The sequence below is a fragment of the Brevibacterium sp. AGC70 genome, from assembly GCF_057334195.1.
The window spans coordinates 520258-537000 of sequence record NZ_JBHFIH010000014.1; the positions used below are offsets into that span (position 1 = coordinate 520258).

The 16743-nt window shown below is 62.6% G+C and carries 17 protein-coding genes; 8 read left to right on the forward strand and 9 right to left on the reverse strand.

Annotated features, from left to right (window positions below; all coding sequences use genetic code 11):
• The first annotated feature begins 1 nt into the window (after position 1).
• From ACE03M_RS12555 to nhaC, 6 genes are read left to right on the forward strand one after another with little or no spacing between them, the layout of a single operon-like run.
• Positions 2–1102 carry an ABC transporter permease gene (locus ACE03M_RS12555; protein ID WP_260847948.1) on the forward strand — a complete coding sequence of 367 codons (1101 nt, stop codon included), beginning with the start codon at positions 2–4 and terminating at the stop codon, positions 1100–1102.
• Positions 1099–2040, forward strand: coding sequence for an ABC transporter permease (locus ACE03M_RS12560; protein ID WP_485934221.1), 942 nt, complete (start codon positions 1099–1101; stop codon positions 2038–2040). The genes ACE03M_RS12555 and ACE03M_RS12560 overlap by 4 nt, the downstream gene beginning before the upstream one ends.
• On the forward strand, positions 2037–2828 hold the full coding sequence (locus tag ACE03M_RS12565; protein ID WP_485934223.1) for an ABC transporter ATP-binding protein: 792 nt from the start codon (positions 2037–2039) through the stop codon (positions 2826–2828). Before ACE03M_RS12560 ends, ACE03M_RS12565 begins: the two co-directional genes overlap by 4 nt.
• Entirely contained in the window at positions 2828–3646 is an 819-nt protein-coding gene (locus ACE03M_RS12570; RefSeq protein WP_485934225.1) for an ABC transporter ATP-binding protein, read from the forward strand. Before ACE03M_RS12565 ends, ACE03M_RS12570 begins: the two co-directional genes overlap by 1 nt.
• 35 nt (positions 3647–3681) lie before the next feature.
• A complete protein-coding gene (gene iadA, locus ACE03M_RS12575) occupies positions 3682–4824 on the forward strand; it encodes a beta-aspartyl-peptidase (protein WP_485934227.1) in 1143 nt (380 codons plus the stop codon).
• Complete coding sequence (gene nhaC / locus ACE03M_RS12580; protein WP_485934228.1) at positions 4821–6266, forward strand: Na+/H+ antiporter NhaC; 1446 nt, start codon at positions 4821–4823, stop codon at positions 6264–6266. The genes iadA and nhaC overlap by 4 nt, the downstream gene beginning before the upstream one ends.
• A 52-nt stretch (positions 6267–6318) precedes the next feature.
• On the opposite strand, the gene ACE03M_RS12585 is transcribed toward nhaC, so the two are convergent.
• The gene (locus ACE03M_RS12585) at positions 6319–7236 is read right to left on the reverse strand and encodes a helix-turn-helix domain-containing protein (protein ID WP_485934229.1); all 918 of its coding nucleotides are present in this window, start codon (positions 7234–7236) and stop codon (positions 6319–6321) included.
• 18 nt (positions 7237–7254) lie between these two features.
• Here ACE03M_RS12585 and ACE03M_RS12590 point away from each other — a divergent pair, with 18 nt between their 5' ends.
• Positions 7255–7665: a VOC family protein gene (locus tag ACE03M_RS12590; RefSeq protein ID WP_485934230.1), complete on the forward strand. Its 411-nt coding sequence runs from the start codon at positions 7255–7257 to the stop codon at positions 7663–7665.
• 44 nt (positions 7666–7709) lie between these two features.
• Here ACE03M_RS12590 and ACE03M_RS12595 read toward each other — a convergent pair whose 3' ends face one another.
• The 7 genes from ACE03M_RS12595 to ACE03M_RS12625 form a co-directional block, all read right to left on the reverse strand.
• Positions 7710–8318, reverse strand: a complete 609-nt coding sequence (locus ACE03M_RS12595; RefSeq protein ID WP_485934231.1) for a hypothetical protein — start codon at positions 8316–8318, stop codon at positions 7710–7712.
• Positions 8311–9849, reverse strand: coding sequence for a sodium/proline symporter (locus tag ACE03M_RS12600; RefSeq protein WP_485934233.1), 1539 nt, complete (start codon positions 9847–9849; stop codon positions 8311–8313). The genes ACE03M_RS12595 and ACE03M_RS12600 overlap by 8 nt, the downstream gene beginning before the upstream one ends.
• Positions 9846–10160: a hypothetical protein gene (locus ACE03M_RS12605; protein WP_485934235.1), complete on the reverse strand. Its 315-nt coding sequence runs from the start codon at positions 10158–10160 to the stop codon at positions 9846–9848. The genes ACE03M_RS12600 and ACE03M_RS12605 overlap by 4 nt, the downstream gene beginning before the upstream one ends.
• Before the next feature lie 220 nt (positions 10161–10380).
• On the reverse strand, positions 10381–11955 hold the full coding sequence (locus tag ACE03M_RS12610) for a molybdopterin-dependent oxidoreductase (RefSeq protein ID WP_485934237.1): 1575 nt from the start codon (positions 11953–11955) through the stop codon (positions 10381–10383).
• A gap of 150 nt (positions 11956–12105) precedes the next feature.
• Entirely contained in the window at positions 12106–12453 is a 348-nt protein-coding gene (locus ACE03M_RS12615; protein WP_143921070.1) for a hypothetical protein, read from the reverse strand.
• A 63-nt stretch (positions 12454–12516) separates the two neighbouring features.
• Positions 12517–13311 carry a Bax inhibitor-1/YccA family protein gene (locus ACE03M_RS12620; protein WP_143921430.1) on the reverse strand — a complete coding sequence of 265 codons (795 nt, stop codon included), beginning with the start codon at positions 13309–13311 and terminating at the stop codon, positions 12517–12519.
• A 235-nt stretch (positions 13312–13546) separates the two neighbouring features.
• Positions 13547–15130 (reverse strand): AbgT family transporter, encoded by a 1584-nt coding sequence (locus ACE03M_RS12625; RefSeq protein ID WP_143921069.1) that lies wholly within the window; start codon positions 15128–15130, stop codon positions 13547–13549.
• Positions 15131–15399: 269 nt separating this feature from the next.
• On the opposite strand from ACE03M_RS12625, the gene ACE03M_RS12630 reads away from it, so the two are divergent.
• Positions 15400–15936, forward strand: coding sequence for a hypothetical protein (locus tag ACE03M_RS12630; protein ID WP_485934240.1), 537 nt, complete (start codon positions 15400–15402; stop codon positions 15934–15936).
• 86 nt (positions 15937–16022) lie between these two features.
• Here ACE03M_RS12630 and ACE03M_RS12635 read toward each other — a convergent pair.
• Positions 16023–16743 (reverse strand): inositol-3-phosphate synthase (locus ACE03M_RS12635; RefSeq protein WP_485934241.1); only part of this gene is annotated, 721 nt, incomplete at its 5' end.

Genomic DNA, 16743 nt, shown 5'->3' on the forward strand with positions numbered 1-16743 from the left:
GATGTCGGTCTCAACCACCGATAGCTCCACCGCCCACCCGCCGAGCAGCGACGAAGCACAGCGCATCAAGCCACCGCTGCTGCCCCCGCTGCTGCGCTACATCCTCATTCGGATCGGGATCAGCCTCATCCTCATCTGGGGTGTCACGATTGTGACGTTCCTGATGACCAACCTGGTCCCCACCGACCCGGTCGCCGCCATCCTCGGCGACCGGGCGGCGGCGGACCCGGAGATCGTCGCCGCGACCCGCGAGCGCCTCGGTCTCGACCAGCCACTCATCGTCCAGTACTTCACGTATCTGAGCAACCTGCTCCAAGGCGATATGGGTGTATCCAACCAGACCCGGACACCAGTCCTCCAGTCGATCGGCCAGGTCTTCCCTGCCTCGATCGAGCTGGGCATCGGAGCCATCCTGATCTCGGTCATCATCGGTCTGCTGCTTGGACTGGCCAGCGCGCTCAAGCAGAACACGATCCTCGATCACGCCATCCGCGCCTTGAGCCTCATCGGTATCTCAGCACCCACATTCTGGATCGCCGCGGTCGGCTACTACGTCTTCTTCTTCAAACTCCGCGTCGTCCCCGGCGCCGGGCGCCTTGACCCGTGGATCACCCCACCGCCGAGGGTCACCGGTCTCTACACCGTCGACTCTCTCTTGGCCGGTCAGATGTCGACGTTCATCAACGCATTCGGGCATCTGATTCTGCCCTCGTGTGTGCTGGCCCTGTTCACGATCGGCCTGCTCACCCGATTCAGCCGCTCAAGCGTTCTCGACATCATCCGACTCGACTACGTCACCGCTGCCAGAGCAAAGGGGCTGCCGGCTCGCACGGTCGTCTTCAAATACATCTTCCGCGGTGCTCTCGTCCCCATCATCACGGTCGTCGGCCTGGCCTTCGGCTCGCTCCTGTCCGGCGCGGTCCTGACAGAGACCGTGTTCGCTTGGAACGGCCTGGGACAGTACGCCTTCCGCGGTGCGACGACACTCGACCTGCCCGTCATCATGGGAGTCGGACTCGTCATCGGCATCGTCTACATCATCGTCAATTTCATCGTCGACCTGATCTACGGCTTCGTGGATCCGAGAGTGAGGGTGCGATGAGCATCGGGACCCCCAACCAGCCGCCGACGAACACCACATCTGCCAGCGCCGAGGTGGCCGATCGCAATCTTGTCGACCGCGGTGTCAAACGGTGGCAGTTTCGCTTTCCGAAGGCACTGCGCACTCCGCTGGGATTCATCGGAGCCATCATCCTGAGCATCTGGCTGATTGTGGCACTCTTCGCACCACTTCTGGCACCGTTCAATCCGCTGGCGCAGGATTTCCCCCGGCTCAGTGCTCCCGGAGGCGGAAACCTTCTGGGCACAGACACCTTGGGTCGTGATGTTCTGTCGCGACTCATCGTGGCCGCACGCACCACACTGCCGGCAGCCGTCTTCGTCGTCATCTGCTCGGCCGTGCTCGGTTCCGTCCTCGGTGCGATTGCCGGCTACTTCGGACGAGCCGTCGACGAGATCATCATGCGCATCGCCGACCTCGTCTTCGCCTTCCCCACGATCATCCTCGCCATGGTCATCGCCGCAGCATTAGGACCGGGCCTGAAGAACGCGATCATCGCCATCCTCCTCGTCTCCTGGCCTTCATACGCCCGTGTCACCAGATCTCTGGTCATGTCTGCTCGCAACAGCGAATACGTCGTCGCCGGACGTCTGCTCGGCTTCAGCGCCGGAAAGTCCCTCATCCGGGAGATCTCACCGAATGTGCTCTCCCCTGTCGTGGTTCTTGCCACCCTCGATGTGGGCTCGGCGATTCTCACGATGGCCGGTCTCTCATTCCTGTCCCTGGGCGTCGTCCCACCGACACCGGACTGGGGTGCCATGATCAGCGAGGGAGTTTCGCAGTTCGCCGCCTGGTGGATCGCGTTCTTCCCCGGCCTGTGCATCCTCACGATCGTCATGGCCTTCAACTTCATCGGAGACAGTCTGCGCGACTCCCTTGACCCGCATACCGCACAGGAAGTGGGAGAAACCACCTCATGAGCATGATCAGCATCCAAGACCTCAACCTGTCGGTGACGACGGGCAAGGTGGAGAAGCACATCCTGCGCAATGTCTCATTCGATCTGGAGGCGGGAAAGATCACCGGTGTCGCCGGTGCCTCCGGTTCGGGCAAGACGCAGACAGGCCTGGCGATCATGGGCCTCTCCCCCGCCGGTGCCCAACTCAGCGGCAGCATCGACTTCGACGGCACCGAGTTGGTGGCGATGCCCGCCAAGGTCCACAACCGCCTGCGCGGCGTGCAGCTGTCGATGGTGTTCCAGGATCCAGCTTCAGCATTCCATCCCATGCTCACCATCGGCGATCAGATGACCGATCACTACCGGCACCACAAGAAGGCCTCGAAGAAGGACGCCCTCGAGCGCGCCGTCCACATCCTCGAACGCACTCACGTCCCCCACCCCGATGAAGCGATCGGGAAGTACCCACACCAGTTCTCCGGTGGTCAGCTGCAGCGCATCGCGTTCGCCTCGGCGATCATCTGCGATCCGAACGTGCTCATCGCCGATGAACCGACCACCGCCCTCGATGTGACTGTCCAGGCCGGAATCCTGCGCCTGCTGCGCGAACTCTGCGATGACCTCAACTTGGCCGTCCTCCTCGTGACTCACGACTTCGGAGTGCTGTCCTCGGTGGCCGACACCATCGTCGTGATGAAGAACGGGTTGGTGGTCGAGACCGGAGATCGTGAACCTGTCATCACCGCACCGAAGCATGAGTACACCAGATCGCTCATCGAATCACTGCCCGGAGCGGAGGTCTCACGCTGATGACAACCACGACAACGACCGAGGACACTCCTCGTGCATCAAAGGCTCCACTGCTCGAACTCGACAACGTCTCCTGCGAATACAAACTCAACGGCGGCGGCCGATTCCGTGCCGTCAGCAACGTCTCACTGCAGCTGGGCCACTCAGAGGTGCTTGGCCTCGTGGGCGAATCCGGTTGCGGAAAGTCCACGCTGGCCAAGCTCATCTGCGGACTCGAGAAAACCGCAGGCGGCACCATCACCTTCGAATCCCACCCGGTGAAGCCCTTGGGCCTTGGCCGTCGGCCCAAGAATCTCCTGGGAGTCCAGATGGTCTTTCAGAACCCCTACGCATCGTTGAATCCGCGCAGACGCATCAGGGATCAGCTCACTGACGCACTCGCCCTCGACCCGGAACACAACTGGACGGTGGAGTCCCTCCTCGAAGCGGTCGATCTGCCCCTCGATGCCGCGCAGAGGTTCTCGCATTCGTTCTCGGGCGGACAGCGACAGCGCATCGCCATTGCGCGTGCACTGGCTGCCGGGCCCAAGGTGCTCGTCGGTGATGAGCCGATCGCCTCCCTGGATGCCTTTCTCCAAGCCAGGATCGCGCGGATGATGAGGGACCTTGCCATCGACTCCGGTGCGTCCATGATCTTCATCAGCCACGATCTTTCGGTCGTCCGCGACATCGCGGACCGCGTAGCCGTGATGGAGGCAGGTAACATTGTCGAGGTCGGTTCGACAGATCAGATCTGGAATGACCCGCAGCATCCCTATACGAAGAAGCTGCTCGCGGCCATCCCGAAGGTCGACGGCAAGGGGATCATTCCCGGGTAAGTGCTGCAGGAGACGTCGCAAGGAGATAGCGAAACATGGTGATATTGCTGCGCGGAGCAGACATCTGCGCCCCGGAACGGCTCGGGAAGCAGGACATCCTCATCGAGGGACAGCAGATCACCTTCATCGGTGACCTACCTGCCGAAGCGCTCCAGGGTCTTCCCAACGCCACAGTCATTGATGCCCAGGGACTGACGGCCACTCCCGGTTTCATCGACCCACATGTCCACATCGCCGGCGGTGGGGGCGAAGGCGGGTACGCAAACCGCACCCCCGAGATCCGCATCGGCGACATCGTGAGCGCCGGAGTCACCACCGTCATCGGCTGCCTGGGGACCGACGGAGTCACCCGCAGTCACGCTGATCTCCTCGCCAAGGCCCGAGCTCTCGAGACCGAGGGCATCACCACCTATATCTATACGGGCAGCTACCAGGTCCCGGCCCGAACTTTGACCGGCGCTGTCGTCGATGATCTCGTCCTCATCGACAAGGTCATCGGTGTCGGAGAGGTCGCGATCTCGGATCGGCGGTCGTTCCAACCCACCGTCGAGGCTCTTGCCGAACTCGTCAGCCAGTCACATGTCGGTGGGCTGCTGTCCGGCAAGGCCGGAATCACTCACTTCCACGTCGGTCCCTACTCGACCCGACTTGCCCCACTTCACCGGCTCCTCGACGAGTATCCGATCGCGCCCCAGGCCATCTACGCCACCCACATCACCCGGTCCCCCGAGCTTCTGGCCGACGCGGTGGATCTGGCTGCCAAGGGTGCCATGGTCGATATGACGGCCTCGTCGACGACGACTGATTCGCTGAAACGCTACATCGACCTCGGCGGGGATCTCAGCCGTCTCACTCTCTCTTCCGATGCCAACGGCAGCCTGCCGGAATTCGACTCCGATGGTCGGCTCATCGGCATGGATGTCGCCAAGCAGGCGACTCTGTACGAGCAGGTGTGGGCGTGTGCCGACCTGCCCGGTGTCGACCTGTCTCAGGCCATCTCCCTCGTCACCTCCAATACGGCAGATGTCCTCGGCCTCGAGCACAAGGGACGCCTCCGCGTCGGAGCAGATGCCGATATCCTCCTCACCGATGACAGCCACACCATTCAGCTCGCCTTCGCCCGCGGACGAGAGAGCGTCCGCAGCGGCGCCCCGCAGATCCAAGGAACCTTCGAATGAGCCACGAGCGCGACACGACGACTGCCACCTCCGTCGATGTGGAGGAGAAGCGTCCGCCCTTAGGGTGGTCGCTGGTCCCTCTGGTCGCGATGCTCGTCCTGTTGGCGGTGGGCTACGGTGTACTCGGGCTCGCACCCGAACCGCTGCTGATCCTCTCCGCGATCATCGCCGGCCTGGTGGCTCTGCGGATGGGGCTGAGCTGGGACGAGATGCTGCTGGGCATCAGGGAGAAGCTCGACACTGCGATGCCGGCTCTGCTCGTGCTCATCTCGATCGGCATCCTCATCGGCACGTGGATGATCGCGGGCACTATTCCGATGATGATCTACTACGGCCTTGGACTCATCAGCGCACAGTTCATCGTTCTCATCGCCTTCGTCATCTCCGCGATCGTCTCCGTCATCACCGGAACGTCGTGGGGTTCGGCCGGGACCGTGGGAGTCGCCCTGATGGGAATCGCCGCGGGCCTCGACGCACCGCTGGCGGCCACCGCTGGCGCCATCGTCGCCGGTGCGTACTTCGGCGACAAGCTCTCTCCGCTGTCGGACACCACGAACCTGGCTCCGATCGCTGCCGGCACCACCCTGTGGGAGCACATTCGGCACATGCTCTACACCACGATTCCGGCCACGGTCGTGGCGCTGGCGCTCTATCTGTTCATCGGCATCAATCAGAAGTCCGGCGGGACCGATTCGGAGCAGATCAATGCCGTCACGGGAACCTTGGACAGTCTCTTCTCCTTCAACGTCCTCCTGCTTCTGCCGATGCTCATCGTCCTCGGCGGAGCGGTTCTCAAACTGCCCACACTTCCGACGATCATCGGCTCGTCTCTGGTGGCCGGTATCCTCGCTGCCATCTTCCAGAAGGTCAGCCTCGAATCGATCTTCGCGTCCACTGTCGACGGGTTCACCCCGGACATGCTCGAGGTCGGGCCCACGACCCTGAAGAATCTGGATCCTCAGGTCGTCGAGTTGGTCTCACAGGGTGGGATGGCGTCGATGACCGGTGTCATCCTCATCGCGTTCAGTGCCTTCGCCTTCGCCGGCATCATGTCCAAGTCCGGTGCTCTCGAGACCATCATCCGCTCGTTGCTGAAATTCGTGAAGCGCACTGGAGATCTTGTCCTCTCCACGGTGCTCTCATGCATCACGATGGCCATCGTGACCGGCAATTCCTACCTGTCGATCATCGTTCCGGGCGAGCTGTTCAAGAAGGCCTACGCCGATCGGGGCCTGGACGCCAAGAACCTCTCACGCACACTTGAGGATTCCGGCACCGTCGTCGTTCCGCTCGTCCCGTGGTCTTCGGCAGGCGTGTACATGGCCGGAGTGCTGGGAGTCTCCGTCCTCGACTACGCCCCGTGGGCAGTGTTCTGCTATGTCGGCTTCGCCTTCGCAATCATCCTCGGCTATACCGGAATCGGCATCGCCAAACGCCGCTGACCTGCGATAGTCCCGGTTCCGCCCGGCCCGGCCCATTCCGCAGCATTCTGATTCACTGCTGTGGTTGGCCACTCCTCTCGTGAGCACGGATGTATTCGGCCGGTGTGTACCCGGTGACGCGGTGGAAATCCGCCGTGAAGTGCGATTGGTCGAACCATCCGAGCTCTGCAGCCAAGTCACCGAAAGCTCCATCCCAACCCCGGTCGAACGCGGCAATGGCGTCCCTGATCCGTGCCCGGACCAGGATCTGTTTGACCCCGACACCGCAGTGAGCTTGAAACAGTCGCTGCAGCGAACGCTCGCTTGTCCCGCTGTGCAGCGCCAGATCGCCGAGGCTGATGATCGCCGGGTCATCGAGTCGGCCGAGGATCTGGCGGAACCTGGCATAGCTCTCGGTCATCTGTGGGCGAAGGGACAGCAGCCAACTCTCGATCGCACTCACGGCAGCGACCAGGCCGTCCTCGGCTTTCACGTGATCACCGACAGGCAGAACGCCGAGGACAGGCAGGTCGCCGTCGATGCCCGGGAACCAGGTCCGAGCAGGCACCGTCGTATCCCGAATCGTCGCGGGTGATTCGTTCGCGAAGGCCACAGTGCCGCCGAGGTGGAAATTGACTCCGATGACGCCGCCGCGGCCGAAGAGTCCGACATCGAAACGACGTCCCGTCACCGGACCGGTCAGCCAGATTCCTGCACCGTTCGTGTTCGCTCGGCCGATGTCACCGTATTCGAGAGTGAGATTGATCGTAGGCTCCGAAACCGTCGCTGTCTGATAACGCTCGTCAGCGGCCAGATCCCAGTTCACCGACCAATAGCGCTTCACCCATGGCCGCAGCTCTTCGGCAACTTCCGTGACGGCGCAGTAGTGAGCGTGCTCGAGCATCTCTGCCGGTTTGAGCACCCGCCCGTAGAAGTGGTCGGGCGGTGATTCGCCGCGTGGCGGGTTTTTCCTATCGACGACCTCGTCCATGGAACAAGAATGGCAGACATGACTGACACAGAGATGAAAGTTTCCGATTCCACCTTCTCGACGACCCCTGTCGCGAAGCTCGCGATGGTCACGCTCGACGCCCCGGACGCTTCGGCGCTCGGCGACTTCTATTCCGCGGTGCTGGGTTGGCCGGTGGCGTACTCAGATGAGAACTACGCAATGCTCACCGGCCCCAGCAACGCTCTGGGCATCGGGACGATACCGGACTACCAACGCCCCGATTGGCCCGACGACGGGCACAAGCAGTTCCACCTCGATCTCGCCGCCGATGACATCGACGCCGCGGCCGCTCGCTGCATCGAACTCGGAGCGACCCTCGCCGATCCACAGCCAGGCGAAACCTGGGTGGTGCTCATCGATCCGGCCGGCCACCCGTTCTGCCTTTCTGACGCGAAGAACTGGGGCTGACGCATCTGTGCTGTCCCACCAATGCGTCCCCGCAGGGACGCGTCTCAGTCCCGGGTCAGCTTCTCGACCCGAACGATGTAATGGGAGGAATCGAGGCCGTCGACGAGGATCGTCGCCGAGAACTTCTCGTTGGCTCCTGTCACGATCCAATTCGGTTTGAGGACCCCGCTTGGTGCGGCGGCTTCGTCAATACTGATGCTCATACCCAGTTTCACCGTCTTCACAACCTTCGTGCGCACCAGTGAACGCGATGTTCGCCTCACCTGGTCCACACCCGGCTGGGGGCCGCCCTGATCCGAGAAATCGAGAGCACCGACCCAATCAACGACGGCCACACTTTCTCCACGGGGTTCGAAGTCCGCGATGTAGCCCTTGCCCGAGCAGGCGTTGACCAGAACGTTCATCCGTTGGCCCGGCGACACCGCAGACCCTGGTTTCGCGGATCGGGTGAATACGCCGCGGGTCCAGGCACGCAGCGCCGTCCACCAGAACGGGTGGAGCACCTCCCGAACCTCAGCCTCCGCGTCGGGGAGCTTGCGCTGGAATACGGCGAGCGCCTCGGCGGCGGTGATGTTCGGTGCCAGCTTCAGCACCGAATCGGGAGCGATCAGACTGGATTCGCCAGCAGAACCGGAAGCAGAATGCTCACGCATCTTTGGGCACCTGTGCTGCCAGCGCATCGTTCTGACCGGTGAGCATGTGGGCTGGGATGGCACCGATCTTGTCCGTCTCCTTCAAAGCGGCGACGACGTGTGTGGGCACCGGGTGGGATTTCTGGGTGGCCAGAGACACGAGGATGAGTGCCAGGGTTGAGCAGACGATGCCGATTCCCATCGGGTCGACACCGGTGACATCGACGAGCCCGGTCAGCTGCCAGACGACCGAGGACACGGTTCCGAGCACCATCGAGGAGATCGCACCAGGAACATTGGCCTTCTTCCACCACGCTGCGGCCACGTAGACGGGGACGAATGCGGCACCGAGCACGGTCGTGGAGAAGATGACCACCTCGGCGACGGCTGGCGGATCGTTGACGGCGACGATGTAGCCGATCATGGCGAGGATGAGGACGGTGAAGCGCGAGACCCACACGGACTGGCTGTCGGACATGTCCTTTTTGATGAAGCGCTGGAACAGGTCCTGGCTGGCGATCGTGCCCGACTGCAGAAGCAACGCGTCCGCGGTCGACATGATGGCCGCCATGATGCCGGCCATGACGATGCCGACGGCAAAGTTCGGCAACACCGTGTCCGCGACCTGGAAGACCGCGAGTTCGGGGTTGTCGAGGTTGGGCAGGATGATGAGCGCCATGATGCCCACGATGTAGGGGGCAGGGATGAACAGGAGGTTGAAACCGGTGGCGTACATGCTCGCCGTGCGCGCGACCGAGGGCCGCTTCATAGCCATGTGGCTGACGTTGACGTGCGGCCAGCCCATGTAGCCGATGGAGAACACGAGGACCGCGCCGATGATGACGCCCCACTGTACGGAGCCGATGCCGTCGGGGCCCCACATGGTCAGCAGATTCGGGTTGATCTCACCGACGGCGTTGTTGCCGGCCGTCCAACCGCCGACTGCCTGCAACGTGCCGATGAGAATCCAGACCATGCCGATGAGCATGATGATGGCCTGCACGAAGTCGGTGTAGGCCACGGCAAGGTAGCCGCCGAGGAACGTGTAGAAGACGATGACGCCGACGGCGATGAGCAGCGCCCATGCGTAGGGGATGCCGGTGACCATCTCGAGGCCGCGGCCTCCGGCGATGAACTGGCTCATGACGTAGAAGAAGATGCAGAATACGGCAACGGGGGCCGCGATGGCGCGGATCCACGGCGACGGGTAGCGGTGCTCGAGGTATTCGATCGAGGTCAGGGACCCCAAGATCTGGGAGAGTTTGCGCATCCGCCTGCCGAGGATGGACAGGTTGAGCACTCCGCCGCCGATGTCGCCCATCGCGTACCAGAGTGAGAAGTAACCCTTGGTGTACGCCAGCGATCCGGCACCGAGGAACATATACCCCGACATCGACGAACTCTGCAGGCGCAGCGCCGTCACGGCCGGACCCAGGCTGCGCCCGCCCAGCAAGTAGCCTTCGCTGTCCTTGTTGCCGACCTTGAGCGTCCACACGCCGATGCCGGCCATGGCGGCGAAGTAGATGACGAGGAACCAGGTTTCGAGGTTCATGCCAGTCCCCCGTTCTCATCTGCCGAGGTGGCCGGGCCGTTTGGCCCGTTCCCTCCACTGGCATTGCGTGAGGTCAGGTCCTGGTCTTCGGCGACGTCCTCGGCCTTCCAACCGCGCGAAAGGTAGACGAAGACCAACGTGTAGATCACCCATATCGCGGGGATGCCGAAGATGACGACGACGGTTGCCGTCGGGAGACCGAACATTGAGACCACCTCATTGTGACGCTGAACAGGATGCGGCAGTGTCGGAACCGTGCCGAACCACAGGCTGCGTTGGGCGACCTGTGCTTCCACGGAGCTCACCACCATGTTGAGGCGAGGATACATCGTTTTGTCAGATAGTTCTCAAGCTTCTCGGCCCAGCGGTCCGGCAACATCGGTCCTTCGCTGTCGACAAACGGATTTCCCTGTCCGCAAATGGTCGATTTCGTCGGCCGAAACGACCATTTGTCCACAGTGAATCGGGCGCGCCTCCGACTTGGCTCGGCGTCCGGCCCGCTCGCTTGGTCGGTCCCTGCGATCCGGGTGCTCAGTCGACGGTGAAGTCCCGTTCATGGAGGCCGGTGGCGCTGCCGGGGATCGCGGGGCGACGTTCGGCGATCTGTTCGTTGCCGTCTTTGTCGACCGCTCTGACAGTCACGGTGTGGGTGCCCGGTTCCACGTCGTCGAAGTGGCATCGCCATTGTCGCCAGGTGTCGGTGGTCAGCTCCTCGCTCAGCTCCGCTGTGTGCCAGTCGCCGTTGTCGATGCGCACGCGCACCTCGGCGATGCCGACGTGCTGGGCCCAGGCCATCCCCGCGGTGATGATCTGCCCGTCCTTGTTCGGGCTGACATGGACACCGGCGCGGGGAACATCAACACGGGAGGCCACGAGCACGGGCCCGTGTGTGGACCAGCCGCGCTTCGTCCAATAGGCCTCCTTGTCGGCGAATCGAGTGACTTCGAGTTCCGTCACCCATTTCGTCGCCGACACAAAGCCGTAGAGTCCAGGCACGACAAGTCTGGCGGGGAATCCGTGGTCGCGGGGCAGCGGTTCGCCGTTCATGCCGACCGCCAAGAGGGACGCTCGGTCGTCGGTGAGCACCTCGAGGGGTGTCGAGGCTGTGAAGCCGTCGTCGGATACCGAGAGCACCATGTCAGCCTCGTCATTCGGCTGCGCACGTTTGAGCAGGTCTCGGACCGGGTAGCCCAACCAGGTGGCGTTGCCCACGAGGTCACCGCCCACTTCGTTCGATACGCAGGTCAGACTCACGCGGTGTTCTTCCAACGGCAGCTCGAACAGTTGTGCCATGGTGATCGTCACTTCCTCGTCGACCATGCCGTGGATTCGCAGCGACCAGGAGGAAGCGTCGACGGACGGTGGGATGAGCGCGGTGTCGATGCGGTAGAAATCGTCAGTGGGTGTCATGATCGGTGCGAGTCCGTCGATGTCCAGCTCGGCTCCAGCTGGGATCTTAGTCGCCGAGGTGGCCGGCCGTGGCAGCACCAGCTTCGTTACCGCTCCTGCCGCATTCCGGGCGAGAATCGATGCCGACTGGCCTGCCGCGATCGCGGCGATGCCGACCGCGCTCAGTCCTGCGGCGAGACCGAAGAAGGCACGACGGTCGCTGCCCGGCTGGCCGTCGATGTCGGCACTCCGGTCTCTGTCCTGAGAGTCTTCGGCTCGCAGTTCTCGGCCATCGCCGAGGCGGATCAACCCTACGTATGCCGCGCAGCCCAGTACCACTCCTCCAAGGGCCGGGACCGCGTCGAGGAGCGATCCGCCAGTGCTCACCAGCAGGACCACGGGTAGGATCCCGAGGCCGATGAGGAGGACGAAGGACAGGGTACGCCGGTGCAGGCCGACCCGTCCGATCACTCCTCCGAGTATCGCTCCGACGATGGCCAGAGTGATGACGAGGGCGAGTTTGTCGTTAGTGCCGAAGATGCTGATGGCGGCCTTGATCATGGCTGTCGGCACGAGCGGGATGATCGTCTGCCCCAGGATCAGCAGAGGCGCCGAGGTGGCGGAGAAGGCACCGGCGATGAACTCGGCGGCGCCGAAGTACACGAGGGTCGCGACGATTCCGGCGAGAGTGAAGAGCAGCGGGCGGCGATCTGTCATCGTCAGTGTGGCACCTTCTCAAAGCAGCGGATGGTGCTGTTGATTATCCTCGTCTTCGCCTGCCGGTGGGGACGGGAAACCTTACAGAATGATGACGGGTGGGTTCACGGCCCAAAATCGACGGCGCTCGACATTGAGGTCCGATCGATCCTAGGCGAGGCGCCGACGCAGTCGCACTGCCGCGTCAAGAAGCTGAGCCAACCGCTCTTGCTGTTGCGCCTCTGGGAGATCCTCGGCCGAGGCCGCACCCTCTTCGATGAGCACGACGACCTGATCGGCCAGGCTCTGATCGCCCAGATCCGGGACCGCCCTGCCATCGGAGCCGATCGACGAGAACTGTGCGAGCGCCTCGGCGATCGTGTCCCTGCGGGAGTGCGCGCCCGCTGTAGTGACACGGGAATTCGGACCCGCCTCGGCGAGCTGACGCGGGTTGAGTCCGATGATGCGGATACGCAGACGGCGGACCTCTGTGTCGAGGTCCGCCGTCACGTTGTTCATGGCTCAATCATAGACACCGCTTCCGGAACCGTGCAGTTGGGGTGGTCCCGGGATCCGAGGTGTCTAGTTCCTGAAGTAGGAGATGAGGCGCAGGATTTCGATGTAGAGCCACACGAGGGTGACCATGAGGGAGAATGCGCACATCCAGGAGTACTTCTCCGGGATCTGCTGCTTCACACCCTGCTCGATCATCTGGAAGTCCATGATGAGTGTCATGGCTGCGAGCACGGTGGCGACGATGCCGATGATGACACCGAGCGGCATTTCAAATCCCATGATGTTGATTTCGATGCTGCGCGCACCACCAGTGCCGGTGAACATCGCGATGCCGAAGTTGATGAGCGAGAAGATCGCATAACCGCCGATGGCGATCATCATGAACTTCTTCATCTTCGAGCCGTAGCGCACGCCCTTGAACTTGAACAGGGCGAGCATGACGCCGAAGACGCAGAGCGTGGCCAGAACGGCCTGGACGACGATTCCGGAGAACTGGGCTTCGAAGATCGCGGAGATGCCACCGAGGAAGACACCCTCGAAGACCGCATAGCCGATGATCAGGGCCTTGCTCGGTTCCTTCTTGAAGGCGTTGACCAGGCCGAGGACCAGGGCGATGAGCATCGCGGGAAGGGCGAGGGGCGGAACGAACCAGCCGACGACGGCACCGGCGAGAAGAATGGCGAAGAGAACACCAGTCTTCATCATGACGTCGTCGTAGGTCATTGCGCGTTCGGCGGTCTGCGGGCCGGCGTTGCGGTTCTGCGCGGCAGGCTGGTCGAACAGGTTGTTGAGATCCTGGTCGGACATGACCGGTTCGTTGCGTCCGGCTTGGACTCCCTGGTTGAGAGCCCGGTTCATCATGGGGTTACTCACGGTCGAGATCCTTTCGATCTGAGCAGGTTGCTCGCGCAGACGATATGCCGCACGAGAGTTGAATCATGGTCTCAGTCTAATCACCTGAGCTGGACAGTCACTGAAGAACCAGTGCCCGAGTCAACGAGCGTTGCACGATCGTAACGCTCGTCGGCGGCCAGGTTATTCCCACATCCACGGCAGACGTTGTAACCGCCCCACCTCGCGAGCCGAACCAGAGCCCTCAGCCCATGTGGTAGCTCGTGGCGGCTCCGGGACCCCATGGAATTCCGGTGGCCCACCAGATGAAGAAGAGCAGTCCCCAGAGAACGAACATCGCGAATGAGAGCGGAATGGTGAACGACAGCACGGTGCCGATTCCGGCATCCCTCTTATACCGCTGGATGAAGCCGAGGACCACGACGAAGTACGGGCTCATCGGGGAGATGATGTTCGTCGTCGAGTCACCGATGCGGTAGAGGGCTTGCGTGGTCTCCGGGGCGATGGACAGGAGCATGAACATCGGAACGAGGACCGGTGCCATGAGCGTCCACAGTCCCGATCCGGAGGTCAGGAACAGTGCGCCGAGGGCAACCAACAGCCATCCGCCGAGGAGGATGACGAACGTTCCGGTGTCGAGTGAACCGAAGAACTCGGCTCCGCGGATCGCGAGGATCTCGCCGAGGCTGGACATCTTGAACAGCGCGAGGAACTGGCTGGCGGCGAAGAACAGGACGATGACGGGCACGAAAGGAAGAAGCCCCTTGCCCATCATGTCGGGGATGTCGGAGGTCTTCTTGATCGATCCGGTGGCGTAGCCGTAGACGATGCCGATGATGAAGAAACCGAAGCCGATGATGGCAGCGATACCCGCCATCAGGCCCGATTCGGGGCCGAAGCCGCCGGCTTCATCGCGCAGGAAGGAGCCTTCGGGCAGTGCGAGGAAGAACAGTATGGCGGCGCAGGCGACGATGCTGAGCACAGCGAAGACCACTCCGCGCTTCTCGTTGGAGTCCAGTGCCAATTTGACGTCGAAGTTGTCGGGGTCGTTCTCATCCGGTTCGTCGAGTTCGATCTGGTCGGCGCGCTTGGTCAGCAGGAGTTCGGTGACCAGGGTGACCGCGGCTGCGACGACGAACATCGAGACGAAGTTGAAGTAGAAGTTCGCGACGGGGCTGACCACATATTCCGGGTCGATGATCTGAGCCGCCGATGTGGAGAGCCCGCCGAGGATCGTATCCAAGGAGTTGACCATGGGTGCTGCCGAATATCCGCCCGAGGTGGCGGCGTAGGCGACGAGGCAGCCGAGCAGCGGATTGCGTCCCACAGCTTTGAACGCAAGCCCGCCGAGGGGAATCATGATCATGTAGGAGGCGTCGGAGGCGATCGACGAGGCGGTACCGGCGAGTGCCACGATGAACGTGATCCACTTCGGTGAGGCACCGGCGATGGTTCCGCGCAGCATTGCCGGGATGAGCCCGGACTGCTCGGCCACGGCCACACCGATGAGCACGATGAGGACCAGGCCCAATGGTGGGAACGTGACGAAGTTGTTCGTGGCTCCGGCAACGATCTCACGCAGGGATTCCGTGCTGAAGAGGTTGGTCACCGTCACCGTCTTGTCGGTGGCCGGATTGACGGCCTGCAGGCCGGAGGCGGAGAAGATTGCCGAGAGGATCATGACCACGACGGCCAGTGACAGGAACAGCCAGAAGGGGTGCGGAAGCTTGTTTCCGGCCTTCTCGATGATGACCAGCAGGCGCATCAGCCAACTGAGTTCGGCTGGCTGCTTCGGTTTCGTGTCGGTGACAGCGGTGTTGCGCGACATCGATGCTCCTCGGTGGTTCGTCAATGGGGTGTGCAGATGAGCCGGACGAAGCCGCTCACCTCGGCGGCCGGTCACGACCTGAGTGTGGCAGGGACCACTGTGTGCAAGTTCTCAGTTTCATAGACAATGCCGATTGCGGCGAGCCGATCTCATATCCTGGATCGCCTGCGGGCATCCGCCGAGGTGGTGAGTGCATGTCGCCCGTCGACGTACCCATTTGTCGCCGGACGCGGACTGTGCAGCTCGGCGTCGAACCCTAGGCTCGAACCATGAGTTCACATGCTGCCTTCGACGGGCACCCATCTGCCTTTCCACCCCAGCGTTCGCCACGTCCTCCACGACCGCCTCGGCGCCTCGGGCTGCCGCTGTGGGCGATCATCGCCCTCGCCCTGCTCGCCGTACCGCGCGTCGTCCTCCACGACCTCGACATCATCGCAGCCGGCACCCTCATAAACGCTGCCTTCGTCTTCGTGCCGATCCTCGTCTGGATCGGAGTCGTACTGTGGGCGTCGGTGCCGAACGCTTTCCTCACGCTGCTCGCGGTCGGTGTCTTCTACGGCGTCTTCCTGGCTGTGGGTCATCAGATCTTCTGGACTGCGCAATTCGACGGGGCGCCGCCCAGCCTCGGCGGGAATCTCTCGGATCTCGATCCGTTGGTATCGAACCTGATAGTTCGGACATTCGCCGCTGCCTCGAGCCTGATCACAGGCACTGCCGTCGGGGCTGGGGTCGGGCTCCTCACCTGGATCCTCGACCGACTGCTGAGACGCAGCCGTACAGAATCCGCCGCAGTGGAGCACGGTTGACGCAACCACCGACGCTCCGCCGGGCAGAGAGAATGCCGACCACACGTTGGTGCGATCGGCATTCTCAGGTTGCTGCGGAGTTCAGCTCAACGGTCGAGGTTTCCTTGGATGAAGGCTTCGACGGCATCGTGTGCTGCGTCGTCGCCCTTCTGCTCCGGGGGCGACTTCATGAAGTACGAGGATGCCGAGATGAGGGCTCCGCCGACACCGCGGTCGAGGCCGATCTTCGCCGCACGGACGGCGTCGATGATGACTCCGGCCGAGTTCGGTGAGTCCCAGACCTCGAGCTTGTACTCAAGCGACACCGGAGCATCACCGAAGTTGCGTCCCTCGAGGCGGACGAAGGCCCACTTGCGGTCATCGAGCCACTCGATGTAGTCGCTGGGTCCGATGTGGACGTTGCGGGGAGCGAGCTCGGCCGTCGTGTTCGAGGTCACGGCCTGGGTCTTCGAGATCTTCTTCGATTCGAGGCGCTTGCGTTCGAGCATGTTCTTGAAGTCCATGTTGCCGCCGACGTTGAGCTGGTATGTCCGATCAAGGACGACGCCGCGGTCTTCGAACAATTTGGCCATCACACGGTGGGTGATGGTCGCACCGATCTGGCTCTTGATGTCGTCGCCGACGATCGGCACACCGGCGGCACGGAACTTCTCGTCCCATTCCTTGGTGCCGGCGATGAAGACGGGCAGGGCGTTGACGAAGGCGACCTTCGCATCGATTGCTGCCTGTGCGTAGTACTCGACGGCCTCCTGCGAACCCACTGGCAGGTAGCAGACGAGAACATCGGCCTTCGCGTCGCGCAGCGCC